A 20,924-nucleotide genomic window follows, 5' to 3' on the forward strand; every position below is an offset into this window, starting at 1 on the left:
TCCGCTCCTAACCTACCCTTGCTGGCGGCTTAAACGCCATTGCAATGCACTTTTGACAATAAGAGTAATAATCGCCATCACCGCCAATAAGGCCGCAGCCGTAAATGCGCCAACCGTGTTGTAATCTTGATACAACAGCTCAACCTGCAAAGGCAGCGTATAGGTTTCACCGCGAATAGCTCCCGATACCACAGACACAGCACCAAATTCCCCAATCGCCCGTGCATTGGTTAAAACAACGCCGTATAACAACGCCCAACGAATATTTGGCAATGTCACGTGCCAGAACATCTTCCAGCCGGAGGCGCCCAGCAATATGGCGGCTTCATCCTCCTGATTACCTTGGCTCAGCATCACCGGCACCAATTCACGAACCACAAACGGACATGTCACAAATACCGTCACCAATACCATACCAGGCCATGAGAACATCAATTGGATGTCATAACTCCCCAACCAACTTCCTAACCAACCATTAGCACCATAAAACAGCAGATAAAGTAACCCAGCCACAACCGGCGAAATCGCAAACGGAATATCAATTAATGTCAGCAATAATTGTCTACCTGGGAATTGGAAACGTGTCACTAACCATGCCGTCATCACACCAAAAACCAAGTTAAGGGGGACGGTAATAAGGGCAATCATCACGGTCAGCCAGATAGCGTGCAGCATATCGGAATTGAAAAGGTTCTGGGCAACCATGTCGATTCCTTTGGAAAAGGCAGTCAAGAAAATCCATGCCATCGGTATGATCAACAACAGAAGTGAAAAAAGTACACCAGTGCCGATCAGTAACCATTTTCCCCAATTTATAGAGGGACGTTGTGCCTCTGTGTATGCGGAAAATTCAGTCATTAATGTCCCCCTATCCGTTTACCAAAGCGGCTTTGCAATATATTGACGCTAAACAGCAGTAATAACGACACAGCGAGGATGACGGAAGCGATAGCACTAGCAGCCGGATAATCAAATTCTTGCAGGCGGATAAAGATCATCAGGGAAGCAACTTCAGTTTGCCAGGCAAGATTGCCGGCAATGAAAATCACGGCACCAAATTCGCCCAGGCTACGAGTAAAAGAGAGCACTGTTCCGGCAATCAGTGCCGGCGAAACCTCAGGTAATACAACCCGTCGAAAAGTCTGCCAACGGCTTGCTCCCAATGTCTGTGCTGCTTCCTCATATTCAGGGCCTAATTCTTCAAGCACAGGCTGAACAGTGCGCACCACAAACGGCAGGCTAGTGAAAGCCATTGCAACCGCAATGCCCAGCCAGGTATTGGTGACTTTGATATCGAAATTACCAAGCCAGACACCGTACCACCCAGTTGCAGAAAAGAGTGTCGCCAGCGTTAAACCTGCAACCGCCGTCGGTAAGGCAAATGGCAAATCCATCAAGCCATCTAATAAACTGCGTCCGGGAAATTGATAGCGCGTTAATATCCATGCCATCAACATGCCAAAAACCATATTGAATAAACTGGCAATCGCCGCAGCCAACAATGTCACCTTATAAGCGGCAACAACTTGTGGGTTAATGATGACCTGCCAATATTGCTCCCATGTCATACTGGAAAGCTGCACTACCAGAGCACTTAATGGCAATAGCAGAATAAGACAGACATAAAACAGGCTACAGCCTAAACTCAGCCCGAATCCGGGCAAAACTCGTTTGCTAAATACCGACATTATTTGCGCCCTTCTTTCAATAACTGATCAAGCGTGCCGCCAGTATTGAAGTGCGTTTTCATCACTTGAGGCCAGCTACCGAATTGTTCTTCGAGGCGAAACAGTTTGGTTACAGGAAAACGGGATCGCTGTGCTTTCATCACATTTTGATCGATTACACGATAATTAAAACTGGCTATGATTTGCTGAGCTGCTGGACTATACAGATAATTTAAATACGCTTTAGCAACCGCTTCCGTACCATTTTTCTGGACATTCTTGTCCACCCAGGTTACAGGGAATTCAGCCAAAATATTCACTGGAGGTACAATGACCTGATAATTGTCTTCCCCATACTGTTTACGAATGTTATTGACCTCAGATTCGAAGCTAATTAATACATCCCCTATTCCCCGCTCAATAAAGGAAGTCGTTGCCCCACGACCTCCGGTATCAAATACCTCTACATTCTGTAAAAAATTCTGCATAAGTTGGCGAACTTTAGCAGGATCATGCGGATTTTTTTGCTGAAAAGCGCCCCATGCGGCCAAATAGGTATAGCGTCCATTACCTGACGTTTTTGGGTTTGGGAAAATTAATCTGACGTCATTTCGCACCAAATCTTCCCAAGTTTGGATATGCCTGGGGTTACCTTTGCGTACCAGAAATGCCATGGTGGAATAGTATGGAGAACTGTTATTCGGCAAACGCTGCTGCCAATTAGCGGGAATGAGATTGCCGCGATCGTGCAAGATCTGAATATCTGTGACTTGGTTATAAGTGACGACATCCGCTCGTAATCCATGCAAAATGGCCAGTGCTTGTTTAGATGAACCTGCATGGGACTGCTTGATGGTCAGTTTATCCTGCGGGTTCTGTTCATACCATTGTTTTTCAAATTTCGGATTCAAGCCCAAGAATAATTCTCGTCCAATATCGTAAGAACTATTCAGCAACTCAACAGCCAAGGCGTTAGGGCTATAAACGTTGAGAAAGGCACAAAACAACAGGCTAGTCACTCCGCTTAATAATTTATTTTTTATTGCCACTATTTTCATCCAACACCTTACTCATCACACCATTTGACAACAATTTCTCTACTGTATCCAGAATCTTTATAACAAGGTAGTTTACTATCTACTGTTTTATATACCGAATTTTCATGAGAAATGATGAAAAGAGATAAGATGTAGAAAATATCAGGTTACAAGTGCCAGCCGCTTTTCAATTATCTGAAACGGTTTGAATTCTGGCACTCTGCCCTTATCATAAAGTGGATTAAAAGATTTTTTACTTGATACAAAGCTTTTTTAAGCGTTTATCAGGATTTCCAAACAATGCGGGAGACTTTCCAATCCTTCAAAACATCATCAGAAGGCATTAATCCTTCAGGTCCCTCCCAAGCTCCGGTAAAAACATAGCTGACATGTTGACTTTGTGAAGCAATACAAATGACTGTAGGCGACATAGTCAGATCATGGGAGCGCTGACATTTTCCAAATGCCTGGTTATAGAGATCAGAGAAAGGCGTGCCTATTTTCGTTCCCCAAACTGTTTTAACCTCATCATCCAACACGTCAATACGATCAACTTTACCATTGACCAGACCGTGAAACTCCAGTTTTACCTGACCATCTTCCATGCCCTGAATAACACTCACTAACTTGCCATTTTGCATCTCCATGCCACTACGCAGACGATATTTTCCCTCCAACCCTGTTTCGATTGCAGATTGAGTCATATCCGTCTGTTTATTGATTTTCCCTATACCTTGCTCAGAAACGCTTAAGGAACTGCCAAACCAATTAAAAGGCGATAAAGCAGGCCATGACATTCTTAAAGTTCCGGCACAAGCCGTCAACAAGAATGAACATCCTATTAAACTGCTAGCCACCATAACCCTCTTCTGTTTAGAACAGGAATTAAATGCAAAAAATTTATCCATCTCTGTTTTCTTAACCTTTGGCTCTATGGAATTGTCATTTGATATCTATCAGACCACACTCCTAAAAAAACATTCAATTGTAAATATACAAACTATTCATCAACAGAAACAACAAAATCATGTTTAAAAAATATTATTTATTACTTATTGCACATCCATTTATAAAATAAACTGCATGAACGAGTAACATTGGCTAGTAATAAACTTAGGAGAAAAAAATGATGAAAATCCCTTATCAATATCATGTTGATCATCAGCAGCCGTCTGGCTGGACTGTATTAAAAGGAAAGTCCATATTCTCTATGCCTGAACATTATTTTCTATCTAAGGATGAGGATGGGAATATTAAAGTGATGCTTTACATTGACAATAAAAATCCGCTAATGTCAAAAGATCTTCTTGTCATAAAAAACAAATATATAAGAAGATGGGCACACTCCATTTATGCTTCATCAAAAAAATAATGTTTGAAAAAATAATAATGACTAAATAGAGAATATATAAATAATATAATTCTATTCAGCCATTGCATAACTGTAGATTTATCTAGCGACTCATTTAATCAATAATCAATCGCTTGCTAAACATGACATTTTCTTGCCCCAAATAATCATATTCCATCTTTTCACACATACAGATTGTTGCATCATTTTCTTCTGGAACCACGATCAAAACACAGGGGCAACCTCTGGCCAATAATTTCTTTTCCAGACGGGAGATCAATGCATTGGCTATTCCCCTGCCTCTGAATTCAGGATGTACTCCCAGATAATAGGCATGACCACGATGCCCATCATAACCCCCCATAACTGTACCAACTACTTCTCCTGCAACTTCAGCAATCAGAAATAAATCAGCATCATGGGTGAGTTTGCGCTCAATATCTATTTCCGGATCGTCACCAGAGTTAATCAAATCACAACGTTCCCAAAGTGTGATAACGGCTTCAAAGTCGTCTTGCCGAAATACCCGAATTTCCATAGTTAGTAAGCCTATTTAATAAGCAGTTGAATCAATGTTAATTATCACTACTTTTATTTTAGAATCAATCTGAAAATGCGTTTACCAGAATCAAACATTTCCGTGCAATCGCAACAAGATACGATAAATTGGCACTAAATTACGCCAGCACGTTGGCACTGGCGTTTGTCATTATCCGGCTACCCATGTGGGTCGAGTAAATGATGAATACAAAACGTCAACACACCTTGAAAATTTTCATATCCTATAATAAAGTCAATCGTTTTTATTATATTTTGAAAGGATAGCAGTGTGGAGTTAAATTCGATAATTAAAAGTGAGATATGTCTTTTCGATGTGGAGAAGAAAAATAATATATTTCATGTAGCGTTTGCTGTTGATGAGAATTATATAAAGCCAGCAGGGGTAACTATTTCATCAATTATGGATAATAATCCTAAAAAATTTTTTCATTTTCACATTTTTACAACATCGTTAAAAGATGATGATTCAAAAAGACTAAGTAAATTAAAGAATGGATACTCGATATTAACAATTCATTTTTTTGATGAAACAATCTTTAGCAAATTACAGACATTAGATAATTTGCCAATATCTATGTATTACAGACTGGTAATACCTTACGCATTATATGGAATTACGGATAGAGTTCTATATTTAGATGCTGACATTATCTGTCTGGGAGATATACATTCATTATCAGAACTTGATTTTGCTAATAAGACCATTGCAGCAGTTCATGATGATTGCGTCCTGCTTGAGTATATTAAAAGCATAGGATTAAATATACTGGAACCATACTTTAATTCTGGTGTGATTTTATTCAATATAGATAAGTGGATTGAATCTAATGTTTTAACTAACTTTATGAAATTGATAAAATTACGTAAGTACAGCTTTCCAGATCAAGATGTATTGAATACCATATTAATTGGAAATGTTAAATTTTTACCTAAAAAATATAATTGTTTTTTTAATGATGCTAATTCTTTAATAGAAGATCCGGTTGTGTTACATTTTGCTAGCAATCCTAAACCGTGGAAAGGTATTATATATAGCAATGATATCTATTTGAGTTATTATAATAACTCTCCATGGGGAGATCTTAAATTAGATAATCCTATTAACTATAAAGAATATAAAAAATACGCAAAAATTTTATTCAAAAATAAAAAATATTTTAGTAGCATGCTTTGGTATGCCAGATATATTTTAAGTAAAATATTTCATTGAGGAATTAGTATTGTGGTAAGGTCGTTACACATAATCCCTAGAGTTTTTAAAACGCGTACGACAGCATTAATGCTGATATGCATAGCTCTGGAAATATCACGGATATCGGCATTGTTCATGGCAACTCAACGACTTTTATATGCTTTAAGGCCGTGCTATTGTGCGGCTTTTTTAACTCAGGTAAGTTGATGCCACTGCTTGCTAATTTACCCATATGGCAATATATAGAGCAGGCTGCATCAATCAGGGACATAGCAATGGCCGCACCGCTGCCCTCCCCAAGACGCAAATCCAAATGTAAATAGGGTTGCAAATTTAAATGTTGTAACGCCAGCGCCGTACCTTTTTCTGTCGACATATGGGAAGGAATGCAATAATCCCGTGCACTGGGAGATATCTGACATGCTGCCAGTGCTGACGCATAAGACAAGAAGCCATCAAGTACAACCGGCACACCAAAAGCCGCCGCTCCCAGGATCACACCGGCCATGCCGACAAGTTCAAATCCGCCCACTTTTGCCAACACATCAATGGCATTTTGGTTATCCGGCTGATTGAGAGCAATCGCTTGTCGTACAATCGATTGTTTATGCGCCAACCGTTCAGGGGGAAAATTCGCACCTAACCCAACCACATCACCGGGATCATTTCCTGTCAGTACACTGATCACCGCGGCTGCCGCCGTCGTATTAGCAATCCCCAACTCCCCAATACCAAATACCGTTATTCCTGCCGCAATGCGCTGTTGCACCAGTTGTGCGCTTGCCAGCAACAATGTTTCAGCGTGTTCATAATCCATCGCAGCCCCTTGGGTGATGTTGCCACACCCCCGTGCCAGTTTCAGAGACAACATGTGTTCAATCGGATCACAATCAATGCCAATATCTACAGGTAAAACATGTGTCCCACTATTTTTTGCCAACACACAAACACCTGTTAATCCTTTCTGCATATTGCGTGCTTGTATGGTCGTAACGTTTTTAGGTGAAATAGCTACACCTTCGTCATAGACACCATGATCAGCACACATAACGATAATCTCTTTTTGCAGGTTTTGTAGACCAGTAATACCAGACATACCCGATAACTGTATCGCCAATGCTTCAAGACGCCCTAAGCTTCCCAATGGCTTGACTAAGCTGTCAATGTGCTGTGCCGCTTGTTCCATATTTTCCCGATCCAGAGGTTGGATCGCATCAATCAATGATTGTAGTGTCATATTTATCCCACTGACAGTTTGTCCAAGCATGAAATACCCGCTTCGCCTCTGATTATTCTCTCCTGATTGACTGCGTTTATTGCCAGATCATGGCCAGCAGAAAAATCGTCTCCCCCAGCTCAATGGAAGCCCCCAGCGTATCGCCGGTTTGTCCACCAAGGCGATAATTAAAATAGAGGGCAAACCCGTAAACCACAAGCAATGACACCATCATTGCCGACAAGGTTTGCCAATTCCCCAGAGCCATCACCAATACAACACCAGCCAACAAAGTCAGCATCGTTGCAGAAAAGCTGATTTGGCCAATATAACTACTTCCCATTCCCTCGCCTTCACGGGCATCACGTTGCGCATACATTAAAAGTACCACGGCTGTACGTCCGACAATCGATGCACAGCTCAACAGGGCAAGCAAATAGAGGGGGGGATGATAAGATAATTCAACGACAGCTAATATTTTCAGTAAGATACAAAAAATTAACCCGACACCACCATATGTTCCAAGCCGGCTATCGCGCATAATTTCCAGCATTTTTTCTCGCTGGCGGGAGGAAAAAAGCCCATCACATGTGTCCGCCAATCCATCTAAATGTAACCCTCCCGTTAACAAAGCCAAAGCCAATACATAACCTATTGCGCCGATATACATTCCCCCACCCGATTGATTAATCGAGAGGGATGCCAACCCCGCCAGACCACCAACAATTAACCCAATCAACGGGAAATAAGGCACACCACGCCAATATTGACGAAAACCGACACCGGCCGCCCACTTTTGCGGGATCGGAAGCCGTGTCATAAACTGTAGTGCCGCCCAAAAAAGGTGCAGTTTCATTTGATCTTCACTCCAATGCCCGAAACCATCAGCCAGACTTCTTTAGCCGCATGTGCCAGTTTTTGGTTTGCACGTCCAGCAATATCGACAAAATGGCGTGCCAACCGGTTTTCAGGTGTAATGCCCATTCCCAATTCGTTGGTCACCAAATATACTGGCAACGGACACAGTAAACTAGCATCAATCACGTCATCGATCTGATGTTGAATACTCGCTTCCATTAAAGCGAAATCAAGTTCATCAGGTGATATACCACCCGATAAGTCAAACAACAAGTTGGCAATTAATGTGGTAACACACTCTAGTATAACGCCCTCTTGGGATTGGCGATGTCGGCGGATAACCGTCCCTACATGTTGATGACCTTCCCAGGTTCGCCAATGTGCCGGACGTTCCTGTTTATGCCGCACAATACGAGCCGCCATCTCTTCATCCGTGACTTGTGCCGTCGCGATATACAATACCTGCTCGCACCGTTTAGCGAGCTGGCGTTCAGCGTGGGTGCTCTTGCCACTACGGGCACCGCCTGTCACCAAAATCATGACGTGATCCCACTCGATTTGTGTTCATGCATTAATTGATAAATCCGCGCGATATCCAGATGTTCACGCATACTGGCAGCCAACTTATTGAATTGTTTTTCTTTATGTTGAGCGTAATTAAAGGTTACATTTTCCAGTGGAACGTAGCCTTTTCTGATACGCAATTGATTTAATAGTGGGCGGGTAAACGTGTTTTGATCAAACAGACCATGCAGGTAACTTCCCATCACCAAGCCATCCTGCGTCACAGCACCATCAAATCCGCTTTTTTCCTCACTATTGCACCAATGAATGTGAGCAAAAGGCGTTACCTGCTGACCAAGCCGAGTCGTTCCCATGTGGATCTCATAACCTACGATCGGTTGTTCGCTGCATAATTTCAGCACACCTGACAATGCAGACATTACTACCCCCCTAACCTGTGCAGTCTGCTTTTCATTGGTAAATTCGGTTTCCGTATCCAATAACCCTAATCCTGCCATTTGGGTTAAACCGGATTCCACCCTATCCACGATTTGCTTACCCAACATTTGATAACCCCCACAGATCCCGATAATCGGTACGTTTTTTTGGCGAGCGGTGATAATGGCCTGCTCAAAACCCTGTATTTTCAACCAGGCCAAATCTGCCAATGTATTCTTGCTGCCGGGAAGAATAATAAGATCGGCACCTTGAAGTTCAGAAGGTTCAGAGACATAACGCAAAAGCACATCGGGTTGAGCTGCCAGCGCATTAAAATCAGTGAAATTGGCGATATGGGGATATTGGATGACAGCAATATCCAAATAATCTTCTGTTTTTTGCTGTGGGCTATCATATTTACCCACCTGCAAAGCGACGCTGTCTTCATCTTCCAGATCAAGATCCAGCCACGGCAACACTCCCAATATCGGTACTTGCGTCAGGGCTTCGATCTGATCGATGCCGGATTGTAGCAACGATAGATCACCGCGAAATTTATTGATGATCACGCCCTTAATACGAGCTTTTTCCTCCGGTTTAAGCAAAGCCAACGTGCCGTAGATGGATGCAAAGACACCGCCCCGATCGATATCGGCCACCAGAATGACAGGGGCATCCACTAATTCGGCCATTCCCATATTGACGATATCGCGATCACGCAAATTGATCTCTGCCGGACTGCCAGCGCCTTCTAACACCATAATATCCGTTTCGGCTGCCAACCCGTTATATGCCATTAAAATCTGCCGGAGCAATTGGGGCTTATGTTCGTGATATTCCACCGCATTCATGCTGCACACCACTTTTCCCATAAAAATCACCTGAGCCTTGCGATCGCTGGTGGGTTTCAGCAACACAGGATTCATGCGCACATCCGGCGCAATTCCTGCTGCTTCCGCCTGAAATATCTGCGCTCGTCCCATCTCTTTGCCGTCTGCGGTAATCCCTGAATTCAGTGCCATATTCTGTGATTTAAAGGGAGTGCAGTGATAACCATCCTGTGCAAATATCCGGCAAAACCCTGCTGCCAGCACACTTTTGCCTACATCGGAGGCCGTTCCCTGTACCATCAGCGATAATGTCATTCTGTCTTTCCCCCTTATTTATTGTGTGCTTTTACCCGCTACAGCAGTGCCAATCGCCGCCATCTGCATACCATTATCATTCACCCCGATAATTGCCAGTTTTTATTAACCAAAATTGTTGAAAAATATGATAATCCCTGCCCCCACTCTTTTTCGCTGAGAGGCAGTGTGGCGAGATCGCGCCAACATTGTTCAGTCGGCAAAGTGGCATCAGCCATCATCAATGCATGTTTCAAGAGATTGTGACGTTGCAGCAGATTGCTGATCAGGGGAAAGCGGGAATAGACTTTCATCAGAACAATACAGTCATGATTGAGTAATGCTTGCTCTAAGACGGTTTCAGAAGCGGTACAAGAAATGACAGCCAATGTTTGATCTTCCATTGCCAATGGCATCATGCTGGCGGCGGAAATGGCAGAAAATGAGGTGATCCCAGGCACAATTTCCAGCCATGAAGGAGAAGCCATCTGTTGCGATACTAACCGTTGCAAAAGAAACACCCACGTACTAAACAACATGGGATCGCCCAACGTGATAAAACCGACTTTCCGGCCACTAGCCACTTCCTCTTGCAAAACTTGCGTCACTTCATCCCACACCACTTGTTTTGCTGCCATATCGGCTTTCATTAAAAAGTGGTAAGTACAAACTTTGGTTTTCGGTGAAAGGTATTTTTCAATGATGGCGTGGGCGAGACTTTGGGCACCTTTTTTCCCTGTTGGGGTATAGACAACATCAAGTTCCGAAAGAATATGTGCTGCCCGTACGGTAATCAGATCGCTGGCACCTGGGCCAACACCCATCACATACAGTTTTCCTGCATTTACTTTACCGTTCATACGGTTTTCTCCTGACCATTGAGTACGTCAGCAAGGTGATCGACAAACATCTGCCGAATCATTGGGTTTTCCCCCAATCCCTGTAACCAGGGGATCGCAACAATCCCCGCTTTCTCCAACTGTGATTTCCAGGAGTCTTCTTCATTTGAAGCCATATCATTAGTAGCATGATCGCCGGCTACCAGCATCAATGGCATCAGATAAGCTTTGCGGATCTTTTGCTCTTTTAATCCCTTGATGATCAGCGGAAGTTCGGGATAGCTTTCCACCGCGCCTACCCGTGCCGGAAAATGGTAGTGGCTCATCAGGTGATCCAGACAGGCGTAAGCGGAAAAAGCAGGGTGGCTTGTGCCGTGCCCCATAAAAACGACACATTCATTTTCTGCCAGCCGAGGAAGCTGGTGGCGTAGCGCCTGCATCAATTTCAGGTAGTCATCAAAGTGGCTGAGTAACGGAGCGCCCAGTACCAGCCGCTTAAAACGAGGGCGAAATTTCTCAACCTCACGCAGCACTTTTTCATATTCATCGCCATTGATGATATGCAGGCACTGCACAGCAACATCGTCATAACCGGCATGATATAGCTTAGTCAGTGCGTCATAGGGCGTATCAATATGAATATTATCGCGCTGACGCAATTTGCGAATGATCATGCCAGAGGTAAATGCCCGAAATAGTGCCCTGTCTGGAAAAACTGATGCCAGTTGCTGCTCACAGGCTTCAATATTACTTTTCAGCGTTTCGGGATAACTGGTTCCGAAGCTTATCACCAATAATGCTTTTTTCATGTCGCCTTTCCTTATTGGTTTATTTATTGGTCTATTTATTAGGAAAACTCGCCAATAGCTGTGCTACATCTTCCAGTCCATTGGCCTCTGTGATCCCCTCACCTGCAAATCGGTGATTTGGACGACAAAGCACGATGCACGGCAGCCCAAGAGAGAGGCAGGGTGCCACTTTCTCCCTGAAACCACCTTGTTCACCAGACTCTTTGGTCACCACGACGTCCGCCTGACAAAATTGGTAAAATGCCCGATTGAAATCGGCACTGAACGGACCTTTGAGGGCAAGAATCTGATCGACTGACAAACCACAAGACTCACACATCGCCAAAACTTCTGCGGTTGGCAATACGCGAGCCAGTACTGTTTTTCCTTTCAGGTGAGTGACATAATCGGCCAATTGTTTACTGCCGGTTGTCAGTAAAATGCGTGTGCCTAACTGGGCGGCTATTTCACACGCCTTCTCAATGGTTGCCACTTTATGGATAAGGGGATGTTCAACGGCATCAATCTCACTGGGACGGAGATAACGAACGAGAGGAACGCCTAATTTCTGGCAAGCGCTGACAATGTTTTGACTCAGCCGTTCCGCATAGGGATGGGACGCATCAATCACCATTTTCGTCCCTCGCTTTTGCAGATATTCAGCCATCTCTTCGGCTTCCATCCTGCCAGTAACAATTTCACCGCGAATTCCCATCGCTTGCTGTGCTCCCGCTGGTGTCGCCACTGACAAGCCATAATCTATGCCGGCAATATCCATCATCGCGCAAATCTGGCGGGAATCGCTCGTGCCGCCAAAAATGTGGATCAATGGCCGTGTCATAATTTGTACCCTCTCGGCGTGATCATCAGCCCATCACGTATGTAAGTTGACTGATTACCCACAATCACCAGACTGCGCATATCAACACGGGAAAAATCCATTGCCCCAAACGTCGTCAGCCATTTATCCTCATACTTGCGCCCCGCCGCTTTCACTACGCCCACGGGAGTTTCCGGTGATTTCCACGGCGCCATCAAGGAAAATGCACGTGCCAAATGCCCTTCCCTTCCGCGACTGCGGGGATTATAAAAACAGACCACAAAATCCGCTTCTGCCGCTGCCTGCACCCGTTTTTCAATCACCTCCCACGGAGTGAGCAGATCGCTTAAGCTGATATGACAAAAATCATGCATCAATGGCGCACCAAGCAAGGAGGCACAAGCCGTACTTGCCGTCACTCCTGCCACCAGCCGAACATCTACATTGCGCTTTTGCTGGCTGACCAATTCCAAAATTAAGCCAGCCATGCCATAAATACCCGCATCACCGCTACAAACCATCGCCACATTTTTGCCCTGCTCGGCCAGCTCAATGGCTACCTGACAGCGTTCAATCTCTTTACACATACCGGTCTTGATAATTTCTTTATCGCCTACCAGTGGTTTCACCAAATGAGTGTAAGTTTTGTAACCCACCACGATGTCAGCCGCTTTCAATGCAGCAATCGCTTCCTGCGTCATCATGGCTTCGCTGCCGGGACCTATTCCAATAACAGTTAACATGGATGCAATACTCCTAATGTGATGGTGACGCCCTGTTCACGCAGGGTATGACCAACTAAGTGCCCTTGGCTCATCAGCCAGGCCACCGGTTGGGAAACACAGCCTATACCCACTGTTTTTCGGACAAACTCAGAGGCCGGAAATGCTTGTTCACACTGAGCAAGCTGAGTAACAGGGAAGATTTGGTATGGAATTTGACGCGCTTGTGCCAATTCGATTAATGCTGGCTCGTTTTTCTTCAGCTCAACACTGCCGACCGCTTTTAACGCCGAGGGTTCAAGGTTGTGTTCTGTCAGATGGCGATCCAGTAATGTTGCAAGCCGTTTAGCTTCTACCCCACGTCGGCAACCAATTCCTGCAACGATACGGCGAGGGATTAATTTAAAAGTAGGGATTGCCAGTGTCAGATTTGTCCGTTCATAACTGATACATACCAGCGCATCCAGCTCAGGCCGATCCTCCAGAGCGTTAACGGGAATGAACCCGCGTGTGTCGTAACGATCTTTTTCACCGCTCAAGTTGGGATGCCACCAAATTCCCACCCTCTTACCATTGACCAACATTTGATTGACGGTTTTGACATTGGCGCGGAAATTTTCCATTTCGCCATCAATCTGTTGAGTTAACAGATCCAATGCCGCGACTTGGTTAACATCGGTTGCGGTAGTGATCACCGCCTGCCCGTCGAGAATATCAGCGATTTGTTGCGCCAGCTTATTGGCACCTCCCATATGCCCCGATAATAAACTGATAGCAAACTGCCCTTTTTCATCCAACACCACCACCGCCGGATCGGTCATTTTGTCCTTAAGCAGGGGAGCGATAACCCGAATAGTGATCCCCGTCGCACCAACCATGATTAATGCACTATATTGCATGAACAGTTTGCGTACCGTATGGGCAAAATTCCCTTCAAAGGCCATAAATCCACTATCGGCATCCATACCTTCACTCACCATTAATTCGGGAGAAGTGAAACAATCCATCGCTAAATGGGATTGCAAGCGACGCGCCAAAGCGATGCCTCCTTCTGTCAGGCAAAACAAGGCATATTCTTTGTTAGGGGGTATTAAGTCAGGCGCTACGGTATTCATGGCTGAACCCCGCATCGTACAGTTTCGAATAGTGGTACTCTTCTCCAAGGAAGGCACCTACCAGAATTAAGGCCGTTTTACGAATACCGGCGCGGCGTATTTGGTTAGTAATCGTCGCCAATGTCCCCCGCACAATCTGGCAATCCGGCCAGGTTGCCTTGTACACCACGGCAACAGGGGTTTCCTGCCCATATCCTCCCTGAATTAACCGATCCACAACCTCTGTCATGTTCTGCACTGAAAGGAAGATGGCCATCGATGTTTGGTGAGCGGCGAAGCCTTCTAGTGTTTCCCGTGGCGGCATTGGCGTTTTGCCTTCCATACGGGTGATAATCAAACTTTGCGCGACTTCGGGTACGGTATACTCCACGCCCAATTGTGCCGCAGCGCCAAGAAACGAACTCACCCCAGGCACCGAGACAAAACCAATGGCGTGATTTGCCAATTCTTCCGTTTGTTCACGCAGGGAGCCAAACAGTGATAAATCTCCCGTTTGCAGACGAACCACCAACTTACCCGCTTTCACGCCGTTCACCATCAATTCCGTGATTTCCGATAACGTCAATCCCGCGCTGTCATGGCATTCGACATCTATACGGCAATAATCCAGTAACTCCCGATTAATCAACGAACCGGCATAAATCACCACTTGAGCCTGCTGCAACAATTGATAGCCTTTCAGAGTAATCAGGCTCTTATCCCCTGGCCCCGCACCAACAAACCAGACTTTTTCAGTCTCAAAACGGGTGTTATTCCTGTGTTCAGAATCGTTAGGCATTATCCTGCTCCTTTTGCTCTGCCTCTTTCCGGCAGGACAGTAAATAAGTGGGATTATTGGGTTTAAAATAATGTCCTTGCCCTAGTGCCGTCAGCTCTCCCACCTGAATTTCACGTCCATCAAGCGCGGTCACCCGACAGGATTTCAGGTGCGATAATGCTTGCGTGAAGTTTTCCAGCAGGATAAACGTCATCACCAGTCGTCCACCTGAATTCAGGTGCAACAATGCCCAATCAATGATTGCTGTCAGATGTCCACCGGTTCCGCCAATGAAAATAGCATCCGCAGTACTGTCTAAGGGTATAGGGGCAATACCAGCCTGAATGAGCACCTTATGGCAGCCAAAATGTTGAACATTTTCAGCAAGCAGTAACAAAGCATCTTCTTTACGTTCAATGGCAAGAATATCCAATGCGGAATAGCGCAATGCCGCTTCAATACTGACGCTGCCCGTTCCAGCACCAACATCGATAAAACGGCGGGCTTTTTCCAGTTCCAACCGTTCCAACACCAGTGCCCTTACCGCTTCTTTGGTCATTGGAATGCGATGACCGCGCAAAAACAGTTCATCTTTCATTTAGGATCACCACCACATTCAGGCCATAATCAATGTCGCCGCGTTGCGCGACCTGTTCCGCGGGCAAACAAATAATTCGCTCATGTTCATGAGATAAATTTTTACCAATCACCATGCGCCGCTGCTGCCCGCGCGCCAGAATCGCTTGCGCAATCTGGTAAGGACCAATAATGCCATCCGTTACCATCGCGATTTTTTCGTGTTGCAGCAGCCAATCAAAATCTGGTTGGCGCCCGTGGCTGCTGGTGAGGTAAATGTCGTTCATATCCAGCAAAATCCGGGCGCACAAATATTGGATCGCGCTAATACCGGAGATGATGTGGATATTTTGTCCAGAAAAATGTTCCGTGATTCGTTTACCAATGCCATAAAAGAGGGGATCTCCTGATGCCAGCACGACTATTTGCCGATGCTGATTCTGTTCAAGCCATTGCATCAATCCATCCACATCAGCATCCAAACGACGGGTTTCCCTCTTGAAATGGGGAAATTCAGCGAGATGGCGCTTGCCTGCGACCAACACTTCCGCCTGCCTGATAGCATCTAACGCCGCCAATGTTTGGTTTGCAGCGGCACCTGGGCCAATACCAACAACGGTAATCATCGGCAAGCCTCCGTAAAATCCTTCACTATCGTGTCCACAGGCCGATTGCAGCCCAATATCTGGTTATCAAAGGAGAATAGAATGGCGTCACACTGCGGCTTGCCGCTGGCGAAACGTAGCATTTGGTCGATACGCCCGCAGATTTTCCGGGCAATCTGTGGGTACACAGTCTGCCAGCCCTGTTCTGCTATTAACTCAATGGCCGCTTCGGTGGTATCACATTGATCCACGGCCTGAATCAGTTCGAAAGGTGCGCCTATCAAGGCCAGATTGGCAATCAGCGTTTCCATGCGGCCATCAGCAATATGGCTGTGGGTATGAAAAATACCAGCGGCGATTTTCACCAACTTACCGACATGCCCGACCAGCACCACATGGCGAAACTCCAGACGCACGGCTTCTTGCAACATGTAACCGACAAAATTACTCATTGTGACGACATAATTCGCATTAATACCCAACTGCCGGCTGACAAAACGTTCACCGTGATTTCCCGGCACAAAAATAATGCGATCCAGCCCACTGGCACGTTTGGCTTCTAATTCCAGCGCCAGAGAACGTTTCCAGCTCTCTTCCGACATCGGCGTTACAATGCCTGTCGTACCAATAATTGAAATGCCCCCCTTAATCCCCAACCTGTCGTTATAGGTTTTCTTCGCCCGCTCTTCGCCTTCGGGGGCAAAGATGACGATATTTGCCCCGCGGTGCGAACCTATGACCTCCCGTACTGCTTCTTCAATGGTATACCTTGGGGTTTTATTAATGGCCGCCCAGCCAATCGGCAAACCAACGCCCACTCGTGTTATCCTGCCAATACCTTCACCACCATCCAGTGTGATCACTTTGCTGTCATTGAGGGAGACACGGGCAAAAATCAACATGCCGTGGGTTGCATCTACATCATCGCCACCATCTTTGCGGATAGCCGCCACCGCCTGCTGTCCTTCAATCAAGGGTTGCTCGACATTCAATACCAATGTGATACCAGAAGGCGTGACAATCGAAATTTGATGAATAATCTGCTGACGCAAGATCATCAATGCTGCAACCTTGGCCGCCGCCGTAGCACAAGATCCCGTGGTATAACCTTTGCGATATTGCTTTCCCCTATGCCAAACCGTTCCGAGGCCATTGGCTTGCATCTCATTGGTTTCATTCATGCCTGACCTCCGGCATCCTGTACAGAATGGCGTTGATAATGGCAGCAGCAATATTGCTTCCTCCTTTGCGTCCTTTTGCTGCAATGCAACTTAATCCGCTATTGATCAGGGCATGTTTTGATTCCTCTGCGCCAACAAACCCAACAGGCACACCAACGACTGCAATGGGTACAAATGAATGCTCCATCAAACGAAACAGTGCAGTCGGGGCGTTACCAAAGACAAAAATTTTCTCTCCGGCGTCTTGCAGAGCCAGATCAACGGCTGCCATTGAACGTGTGATTTGCTGGACTTTTGCCATTTGCATGGTGCGGGGATCGCTGACATAACAACGGCATTCGCTGCCATACTGAGCCAGACACGTTTTATTGATGCCAGATAACACCATCGTCGTATCGGTATATAACGTACAGCCACGCAATATAGCGTCGCGAATGCGGGACAAAACATCGGGAGAAAAATAGAGAATATCAAGCCAATCAAAATCAGCGGTGGTATGGATCACCCGTTTGACCACCGCTTCTTGATCTGCATCCATAAAACGGTAATCAGGCCGCGCTTCGAAAATAAGCCGGCTGATAATATCAAAGCTATTTCTTTCTATCTGTTGGGGTTGTCGGATGTAATCACTCATATTGTTCCCTTCTTACACCATCACACTAATCAGGCTATGCAGCAGTGCAAACAGCAGGAGCGCTATTACTGATGCCACCCTCATCATCTGAACAGACTGTGAAATATCGTCAGGCGTGACTTCGCGCTTTGCATCACCTATCCACGGTTTTTCGATTAGCTGGTTAAAGTAAACATTCGACCCGCCAAGACGGATGCCCAGTGCCCCTGCTACGGTTGCTTCCGGCCAGCCACTATTGGGGCTACTGTGCTGATAACGATCACGCCAGCCAATGCGTAGCGCCTGCCGAAAATCCAATCCCTGCCATTTCGCCGCCATTGCCAGCAGAAGCCAGCCAAAACGGGCTGGCAACCAATTCGCCACATCATCCATACGTGCTGAAAACATCCCCAGTGCCCGATAACGAGGCGTTTTATAGCCCACCATTGAATCAAGGGTATTGATTGCTTTATAGATCATGGCAAGCGGAGCACCGCCAAGCATCAAGAAGAACAATGGGGCAATCACGCCATCCACGCTGTTTTCTGCCACGGTTTCAATCGCGGCACGGCTGATTTGTGGCGCTTGCAATTGGCAAGTGTCCCGACCGACAATGTTGGCAAGCTGCTTACGGCTAGCGTCCAAATCCCCCTGACGCAACGCCTGATAAACGGCATTTGCCGCATCGCCCAAGCCACGTCCAGCCAACACGGTATAAATCAGCCAAATTTCAACCAAACATCCCAGCCAGAACGTCACGCCATAGGCCAATTGCAAAACCCAATAGCTCACCAGCCAAACACTCCCTATGACCACCAGCCATAACAGTACACCGCCCCATTTCAAGTCGGTTTCGGTTTGGCAAATCCGGCGAATAAGCGGCTCTGCCTGGTAAATAAGCTGCCCTATCCAGCGCACGGGGTGCGGCCAATGAGGGGGATCACCCAATTTCATATCCAGAATAAAAGCCGAAAACCACAATAAGACGGTCATAACAGCCTCCGTGCCATCATCAGCCAGCGATGGAGAAAATTGGGGCGTTGGGCAAAATGAATATGCAGATAGCCCGCCAGGGTATTGCCATTCTGGTAGCCTCCCAGCCAGCTTTTCTGTACTGTTTTTAATGTTCCTTTTGGATCACACCATTTAACACACTGAAAAACAGGCAGTTGTGTCGAAATGAAATCCGAGTAATGGAATTCATGCCCGCGCAGCGTTTCTCCTTTCGCCACTAACGGCGTATCACACATCGCCGTGGCTTCGCAGTAACCAAAGCGTTTTAGGTGATCTCCCATCTGGCTTTCACCAGCAATCAACCCCACCATGCTATGCCGTACACCATCTGCATCAATCAGGGCATCACCGAGATACATCAAACCGCCGCATTCCGCATAAATGGGAATACCTTTTTGCTGCGCCTGACGTAATGCCGTATGCATAGCGTGATTGGAAGATAGGGCTTGGGCATAAATTTCAGGGTATCCCCCACCCAGATAGATCATCTGGCATTCAGGCAACTGCTGATCATGCAAGGGACTGAACTGTTTGATAGTCACACCGGCTTTTTCCAACAACAACAGGTTATCGGGATAATAGAAATGGAATGCCTCATCTTCTGCCAGAGCCAGCGTCAAGCCTTGCCCGATTGCAGGATCAATAAGGGAATCGATATTTCCTTTTGGCAAGGAAGATAGCTGGGTTAATGCCAGCAATTTATCCAAATCCACCGAGGCTTCGATCTGCTGAGCAAGGCGAAACCAGCACTCTTCGCGTTGACTGACTTGCTCTTGAGCAGGGATCAACCCAAGATGGCGGGAAGGAAGGGTAATTTCTGGCATCATCGGAAGCCGCCCCAAAACAGGAATACCGCAATAATCTTCAATCGCCTGTTTTAATAACTGAAAATGGCTATCCCGATTGACGCGATTGATCAGCACCCCCACAATATTGACTGCTGGATCAAATTGCTGAAACCCCATCACTGTAGCGGCAATTGAGGTAGAAATCGCCTTACCATCCACCAATAAAACCACCGGACAGCCAAGTTGTTTTGCCATTGCCGCACTACTGCAATAGTTGGGATCAATACCATAGCCATCATATAACCCCATTACCCCTTCAATTACGGCAATATCTTGATCCACCATAGCCTGGTTAAATAACCCATTCAGGATAGATTCGGGTAGCATAAAAGCATCAAGATTATATGAAGCGATACCCGTCACAGCCCGATGCCAGCCACCATCCAGATAATCAGGCCCGATTTTGAACGGTTGTATCCGCAGTGAACGATTTATCAAGGCTCTCATGATGCCCAGCGCAACGGTTGTCTTACCACACCCGCTACCTGTACCTGCAATGACAAAAGCGTGTTTCTGTTGCATGTGCTTACCCCAAAACATTTAAACTCTGTATTGGTGTTAAAATCGGTATTAGTTTTAAATCGGTATTAATTTTAAATCTGCATTAGTATTAGAATCTGCAATTGACATTCTCAATATTGATATTTATCAAACAAAAGCCTTTTAATTCACTTTAGGCGGATAAATTAATAATTAATTTATCTTACAACAAATAATAAACATAATAAAAAACATTATAACGAAATTAATTTCGTATAAAATAAAATAGATAAGTTAAATAAAAAATAATACATAACCACAAACCCAGCAACCAACAATACACCACAACCAATTGAATTAATAATAAAAAATGAAACCCATTAATGTGATAAAGCAACTTTCATATAGAAAAACATTTTCAAAAGATAACAAAAGTCAATTTAAAAACAACTCATATTTAAGAACATGAATGTTGATATAAATCAAATTTACTCATCCCACATTGAAGTAATAATTATAAAAAAATTAAAATCGACATAGCGCCATTCTAATAACAAGAAAACACCATCAGGAAAGCAATAAGTAAAAAGTATAATCCAGAATAAACAGTTCTTTATT

23 protein-coding genes and 2 pseudogenes are annotated in these 20,924 nt (G+C 45.3%); 3 read left to right on the forward strand and 22 right to left on the reverse strand.

Annotated elements, in window-relative coordinates; all coding sequences use genetic code 11:
• Positions 1-12 precede the first annotated feature (12 nt).
• The 4 genes from cysW to Xish_RS02775 all read right to left on the reverse strand — a co-directional run bounded on the left by cysW (position 13) and on the right by Xish_RS02775 (position 3,564).
• On the reverse strand, positions 13-858 hold the full coding sequence (gene cysW / locus Xish_RS02760; RefSeq protein WP_099116602.1) for a sulfate/thiosulfate ABC transporter permease CysW: 846 nt from the start codon (positions 856-858) through the stop codon (positions 13-15).
• Positions 858-1,691 (reverse strand): sulfate/thiosulfate ABC transporter permease CysT, encoded by an 834-nt coding sequence (gene cysT / locus Xish_RS02765; protein ID WP_208614834.1) that lies wholly within the window; start codon positions 1,689-1,691, stop codon positions 858-860. Before cysT ends, cysW begins: the two co-directional genes overlap by 1 nt.
• Entirely contained in the window at positions 1,688-2,725 is a 1,038-nt protein-coding gene (locus tag Xish_RS02770) for a sulfate ABC transporter substrate-binding protein (protein ID WP_099116604.1), read from the reverse strand. Before Xish_RS02770 ends, cysT begins: the two co-directional genes overlap by 4 nt.
• 263 nt (positions 2,726-2,988) lie before the next feature.
• Complete coding sequence (locus Xish_RS02775; RefSeq protein WP_244185898.1) at positions 2,989-3,564, reverse strand: RpoE-regulated lipoprotein; 576 nt, start codon at positions 3,562-3,564, stop codon at positions 2,989-2,991.
• Positions 3,565-3,830: 266 nt separating this feature from the next.
• On the opposite strand from Xish_RS02775, the gene Xish_RS02780 reads away from it, so the two are divergent.
• Complete coding sequence (locus tag Xish_RS02780; RefSeq protein ID WP_099116606.1) at positions 3,831-4,076, forward strand: hypothetical protein; 246 nt, start codon at positions 3,831-3,833, stop codon at positions 4,074-4,076.
• A gap of 94 nt (positions 4,077-4,170) precedes the next feature.
• On the opposite strand, the gene Xish_RS02785 is transcribed toward Xish_RS02780, so the two are convergent.
• Positions 4,171-4,593: a GNAT family acetyltransferase gene (locus Xish_RS02785; protein ID WP_099116607.1), complete on the reverse strand. Its 423-nt coding sequence runs from the start codon at positions 4,591-4,593 to the stop codon at positions 4,171-4,173.
• Positions 4,594-4,664: 71 nt separating this feature from the next.
• On the opposite strand from Xish_RS02785, the pseudogene Xish_RS02790 reads away from it, so the two are divergent.
• Both Xish_RS02790 and Xish_RS02795 read left to right on the forward strand, forming a co-directional pair.
• Positions 4,665-4,793, forward strand: a pseudogene (locus tag Xish_RS02790) (IS5/IS1182 family transposase); the annotation flags it as partial.
• A gap of 91 nt (positions 4,794-4,884) precedes the next feature.
• The gene (locus tag Xish_RS02795) at positions 4,885-5,826 is read left to right on the forward strand and encodes a glycosyltransferase family 8 protein (RefSeq protein ID WP_099116608.1); all 942 of its coding nucleotides are present in this window, start codon (positions 4,885-4,887) and stop codon (positions 5,824-5,826) included.
• A 38-nt stretch (positions 5,827-5,864) separates the two neighbouring features.
• Here the strand turns inward: Xish_RS02795 and Xish_RS02800 are convergent.
• The 17 genes and pseudogenes from Xish_RS02800 to Xish_RS02880 form a co-directional block, all read right to left on the reverse strand.
• Positions 5,865-5,951 (reverse strand): annotated as a pseudogene (locus tag Xish_RS02800) (IS1 family transposase); the annotation flags it as partial.
• A complete protein-coding gene (gene cobT, locus Xish_RS02805) occupies positions 5,942-7,045 on the reverse strand; it encodes a nicotinate-nucleotide--dimethylbenzimidazole phosphoribosyltransferase (RefSeq protein ID WP_099118644.1) in 1,104 nt (367 codons plus the stop codon). The gene cobT and the pseudogene Xish_RS02800, both read right to left, overlap by 10 nt.
• Positions 7,046-7,121: 76 nt before the next feature.
• Positions 7,122-7,880, reverse strand: a complete 759-nt coding sequence (cobS, locus tag Xish_RS02810; protein ID WP_099116609.1) for an adenosylcobinamide-GDP ribazoletransferase — start codon at positions 7,878-7,880, stop codon at positions 7,122-7,124.
• Positions 7,877-8,422: a bifunctional adenosylcobinamide kinase/adenosylcobinamide-phosphate guanylyltransferase gene (cobU, locus tag Xish_RS02815; RefSeq protein ID WP_099116610.1), complete on the reverse strand. Its 546-nt coding sequence runs from the start codon at positions 8,420-8,422 to the stop codon at positions 7,877-7,879. The genes cobS and cobU overlap by 4 nt, the downstream gene beginning before the upstream one ends.
• On the reverse strand, positions 8,419-9,969 hold the full coding sequence (locus tag Xish_RS02820) for a cobyric acid synthase (RefSeq protein ID WP_099116611.1): 1,551 nt from the start codon (positions 9,967-9,969) through the stop codon (positions 8,419-8,421). Before Xish_RS02820 ends, cobU begins: the two co-directional genes overlap by 4 nt.
• Positions 9,970-10,049: 80 nt before the next feature.
• Positions 10,050-10,808, reverse strand: coding sequence for a cobalt-factor II C(20)-methyltransferase (locus Xish_RS02825; protein WP_099116612.1), 759 nt, complete (start codon positions 10,806-10,808; stop codon positions 10,050-10,052).
• Positions 10,805-11,596 (reverse strand): sirohydrochlorin cobaltochelatase, encoded by a 792-nt coding sequence (gene cbiK, locus Xish_RS02830; protein ID WP_099116613.1) that lies wholly within the window; start codon positions 11,594-11,596, stop codon positions 10,805-10,807. Before cbiK ends, Xish_RS02825 begins: the two co-directional genes overlap by 4 nt.
• 31 nt (positions 11,597-11,627) lie before the next feature.
• On the reverse strand, positions 11,628-12,416 hold the full coding sequence (locus Xish_RS02835; protein WP_099116614.1) for a cobalt-precorrin-6A reductase: 789 nt from the start codon (positions 12,414-12,416) through the stop codon (positions 11,628-11,630).
• The gene (locus Xish_RS02840) at positions 12,413-13,138 is read right to left on the reverse strand and encodes a precorrin-3B C(17)-methyltransferase (RefSeq protein WP_099116615.1); all 726 of its coding nucleotides are present in this window, start codon (positions 13,136-13,138) and stop codon (positions 12,413-12,415) included. Before Xish_RS02840 ends, Xish_RS02835 begins: the two co-directional genes overlap by 4 nt.
• On the reverse strand, positions 13,132-14,232 hold the full coding sequence (cbiG, locus tag Xish_RS02845) for a cobalt-precorrin 5A hydrolase (RefSeq protein ID WP_099116616.1): 1,101 nt from the start codon (positions 14,230-14,232) through the stop codon (positions 13,132-13,134). Before cbiG ends, Xish_RS02840 begins: the two co-directional genes overlap by 7 nt.
• Complete coding sequence (locus Xish_RS02850; protein WP_099116617.1) at positions 14,213-15,010, reverse strand: cobalt-precorrin-4 methyltransferase; 798 nt, start codon at positions 15,008-15,010, stop codon at positions 14,213-14,215. The genes cbiG and Xish_RS02850 overlap by 20 nt, the downstream gene beginning before the upstream one ends.
• Positions 15,003-15,587, reverse strand: coding sequence for a decarboxylating cobalt-precorrin-6B (C(15))-methyltransferase (locus tag Xish_RS02855; RefSeq protein WP_099116618.1), 585 nt, complete (start codon positions 15,585-15,587; stop codon positions 15,003-15,005). The genes Xish_RS02850 and Xish_RS02855 overlap by 8 nt, the downstream gene beginning before the upstream one ends.
• A complete protein-coding gene (locus Xish_RS02860; protein ID WP_099116619.1) occupies positions 15,577-16,191 on the reverse strand; it encodes a cobalt-precorrin-7 (C(5))-methyltransferase in 615 nt (204 codons plus the stop codon). The genes Xish_RS02855 and Xish_RS02860 overlap by 11 nt, the downstream gene beginning before the upstream one ends.
• Positions 16,188-17,351 (reverse strand): cobalt-precorrin-5B (C(1))-methyltransferase CbiD, encoded by a 1,164-nt coding sequence (gene cbiD / locus Xish_RS02865; protein ID WP_099116620.1) that lies wholly within the window; start codon positions 17,349-17,351, stop codon positions 16,188-16,190. The genes Xish_RS02860 and cbiD overlap by 4 nt, the downstream gene beginning before the upstream one ends.
• A complete protein-coding gene (locus Xish_RS02870; RefSeq protein WP_099116621.1) occupies positions 17,344-17,985 on the reverse strand; it encodes a cobalt-precorrin-8 methylmutase in 642 nt (213 codons plus the stop codon). Before Xish_RS02870 ends, cbiD begins: the two co-directional genes overlap by 8 nt.
• Before the next feature lie 12 nt (positions 17,986-17,997).
• On the reverse strand, positions 17,998-18,957 hold the full coding sequence (gene cbiB / locus Xish_RS02875; RefSeq protein WP_099116622.1) for an adenosylcobinamide-phosphate synthase CbiB: 960 nt from the start codon (positions 18,955-18,957) through the stop codon (positions 17,998-18,000).
• Complete coding sequence (locus Xish_RS02880) at positions 18,954-20,348, reverse strand: cobyrinic acid a,c-diamide synthase CobB (protein WP_099116623.1); 1,395 nt, start codon at positions 20,346-20,348, stop codon at positions 18,954-18,956. The genes cbiB and Xish_RS02880 overlap by 4 nt, the downstream gene beginning before the upstream one ends.
• Between the last annotated feature and the right edge of the window lie 576 nt (positions 20,349-20,924).

Source organism: Xenorhabdus ishibashii (genome assembly GCF_002632755.1).
Classification (GTDB): Bacteria; Pseudomonadota; Gammaproteobacteria; order Enterobacterales; family Enterobacteriaceae; genus Xenorhabdus; species Xenorhabdus ishibashii.

Bases quoted from the DNA above. Each gene is read 5' to 3' on its own strand.
- cysW (WP_099116602.1), bottom strand. From the start codon at position 858: ATGACTGAATTTTCCGCATACACAGAGGCACAACGTCCCTCTATAAAT.
- Xish_RS02770 (WP_099116604.1), bottom strand. From the start codon at position 2,725: ATGAAAATAGTGGCAATAAAAAATAAATTATTAAGCGGAGTGACTAGC.
- Xish_RS02775 (WP_244185898.1), bottom strand. From the start codon at position 3,564: ATGGTGGCTAGCAGTTTAATAGGATGTTCATTCTTGTTGACGGCTTGT.
- Xish_RS02780 (WP_099116606.1), top strand. From the start codon at position 3,831: ATGATGAAAATCCCTTATCAATATCATGTTGATCATCAGCAGCCGTCT.
- Xish_RS02785 (WP_099116607.1), bottom strand. From the start codon at position 4,593: ATGGAAATTCGGGTATTTCGGCAAGACGACTTTGAAGCCGTTATCACA.
- cobT (WP_099118644.1), bottom strand. From the start codon at position 7,045: ATGACACTACAATCATTGATTGATGCGATCCAACCTCTGGATCGGGAA.
- cobS (WP_099116609.1), bottom strand. From the start codon at position 7,880: ATGAAACTGCACCTTTTTTGGGCGGCACTACAGTTTATGACACGGCTT.
- cobU (WP_099116610.1), bottom strand. From the start codon at position 8,422: ATGATTTTGGTGACAGGCGGTGCCCGTAGTGGCAAGAGCACCCACGCT.
- Xish_RS02820 (WP_099116611.1), bottom strand. From the start codon at position 9,969: ATGACATTATCGCTGATGGTACAGGGAACGGCCTCCGATGTAGGCAAA.
- Xish_RS02825 (WP_099116612.1), bottom strand. From the start codon at position 10,808: ATGAACGGTAAAGTAAATGCAGGAAAACTGTATGTGATGGGTGTTGGC.
- cbiK (WP_099116613.1), bottom strand. From the start codon at position 11,596: ATGAAAAAAGCATTATTGGTGATAAGCTTCGGAACCAGTTATCCCGAA.
- Xish_RS02835 (WP_099116614.1), bottom strand. From the start codon at position 12,416: ATGACACGGCCATTGATCCACATTTTTGGCGGCACGAGCGATTCCCGC.
- Xish_RS02840 (WP_099116615.1), bottom strand. From the start codon at position 13,138: ATGTTAACTGTTATTGGAATAGGTCCCGGCAGCGAAGCCATGATGACG.
- cbiG (WP_099116616.1), bottom strand. From the start codon at position 14,232: ATGAATACCGTAGCGCCTGACTTAATACCCCCTAACAAAGAATATGCC.
- Xish_RS02850 (WP_099116617.1), bottom strand. From the start codon at position 15,010: ATGCCTAACGATTCTGAACACAGGAATAACACCCGTTTTGAGACTGAA.
- Xish_RS02855 (WP_099116618.1), bottom strand. From the start codon at position 15,587: ATGAAAGATGAACTGTTTTTGCGCGGTCATCGCATTCCAATGACCAAA.
- Xish_RS02860 (WP_099116619.1), bottom strand. From the start codon at position 16,191: ATGATTACCGTTGTTGGTATTGGCCCAGGTGCCGCTGCAAACCAAACA.
- cbiD (WP_099116620.1), bottom strand. From the start codon at position 17,351: ATGAATGAAACCAATGAGATGCAAGCCAATGGCCTCGGAACGGTTTGG.
- Xish_RS02870 (WP_099116621.1), bottom strand. From the start codon at position 17,985: ATGAGTGATTACATCCGACAACCCCAACAGATAGAAAGAAATAGCTTT.
- cbiB (WP_099116622.1), bottom strand. From the start codon at position 18,957: ATGACCGTCTTATTGTGGTTTTCGGCTTTTATTCTGGATATGAAATTG.
- Xish_RS02880 (WP_099116623.1), bottom strand. From the start codon at position 20,348: ATGCAACAGAAACACGCTTTTGTCATTGCAGGTACAGGTAGCGGGTGT.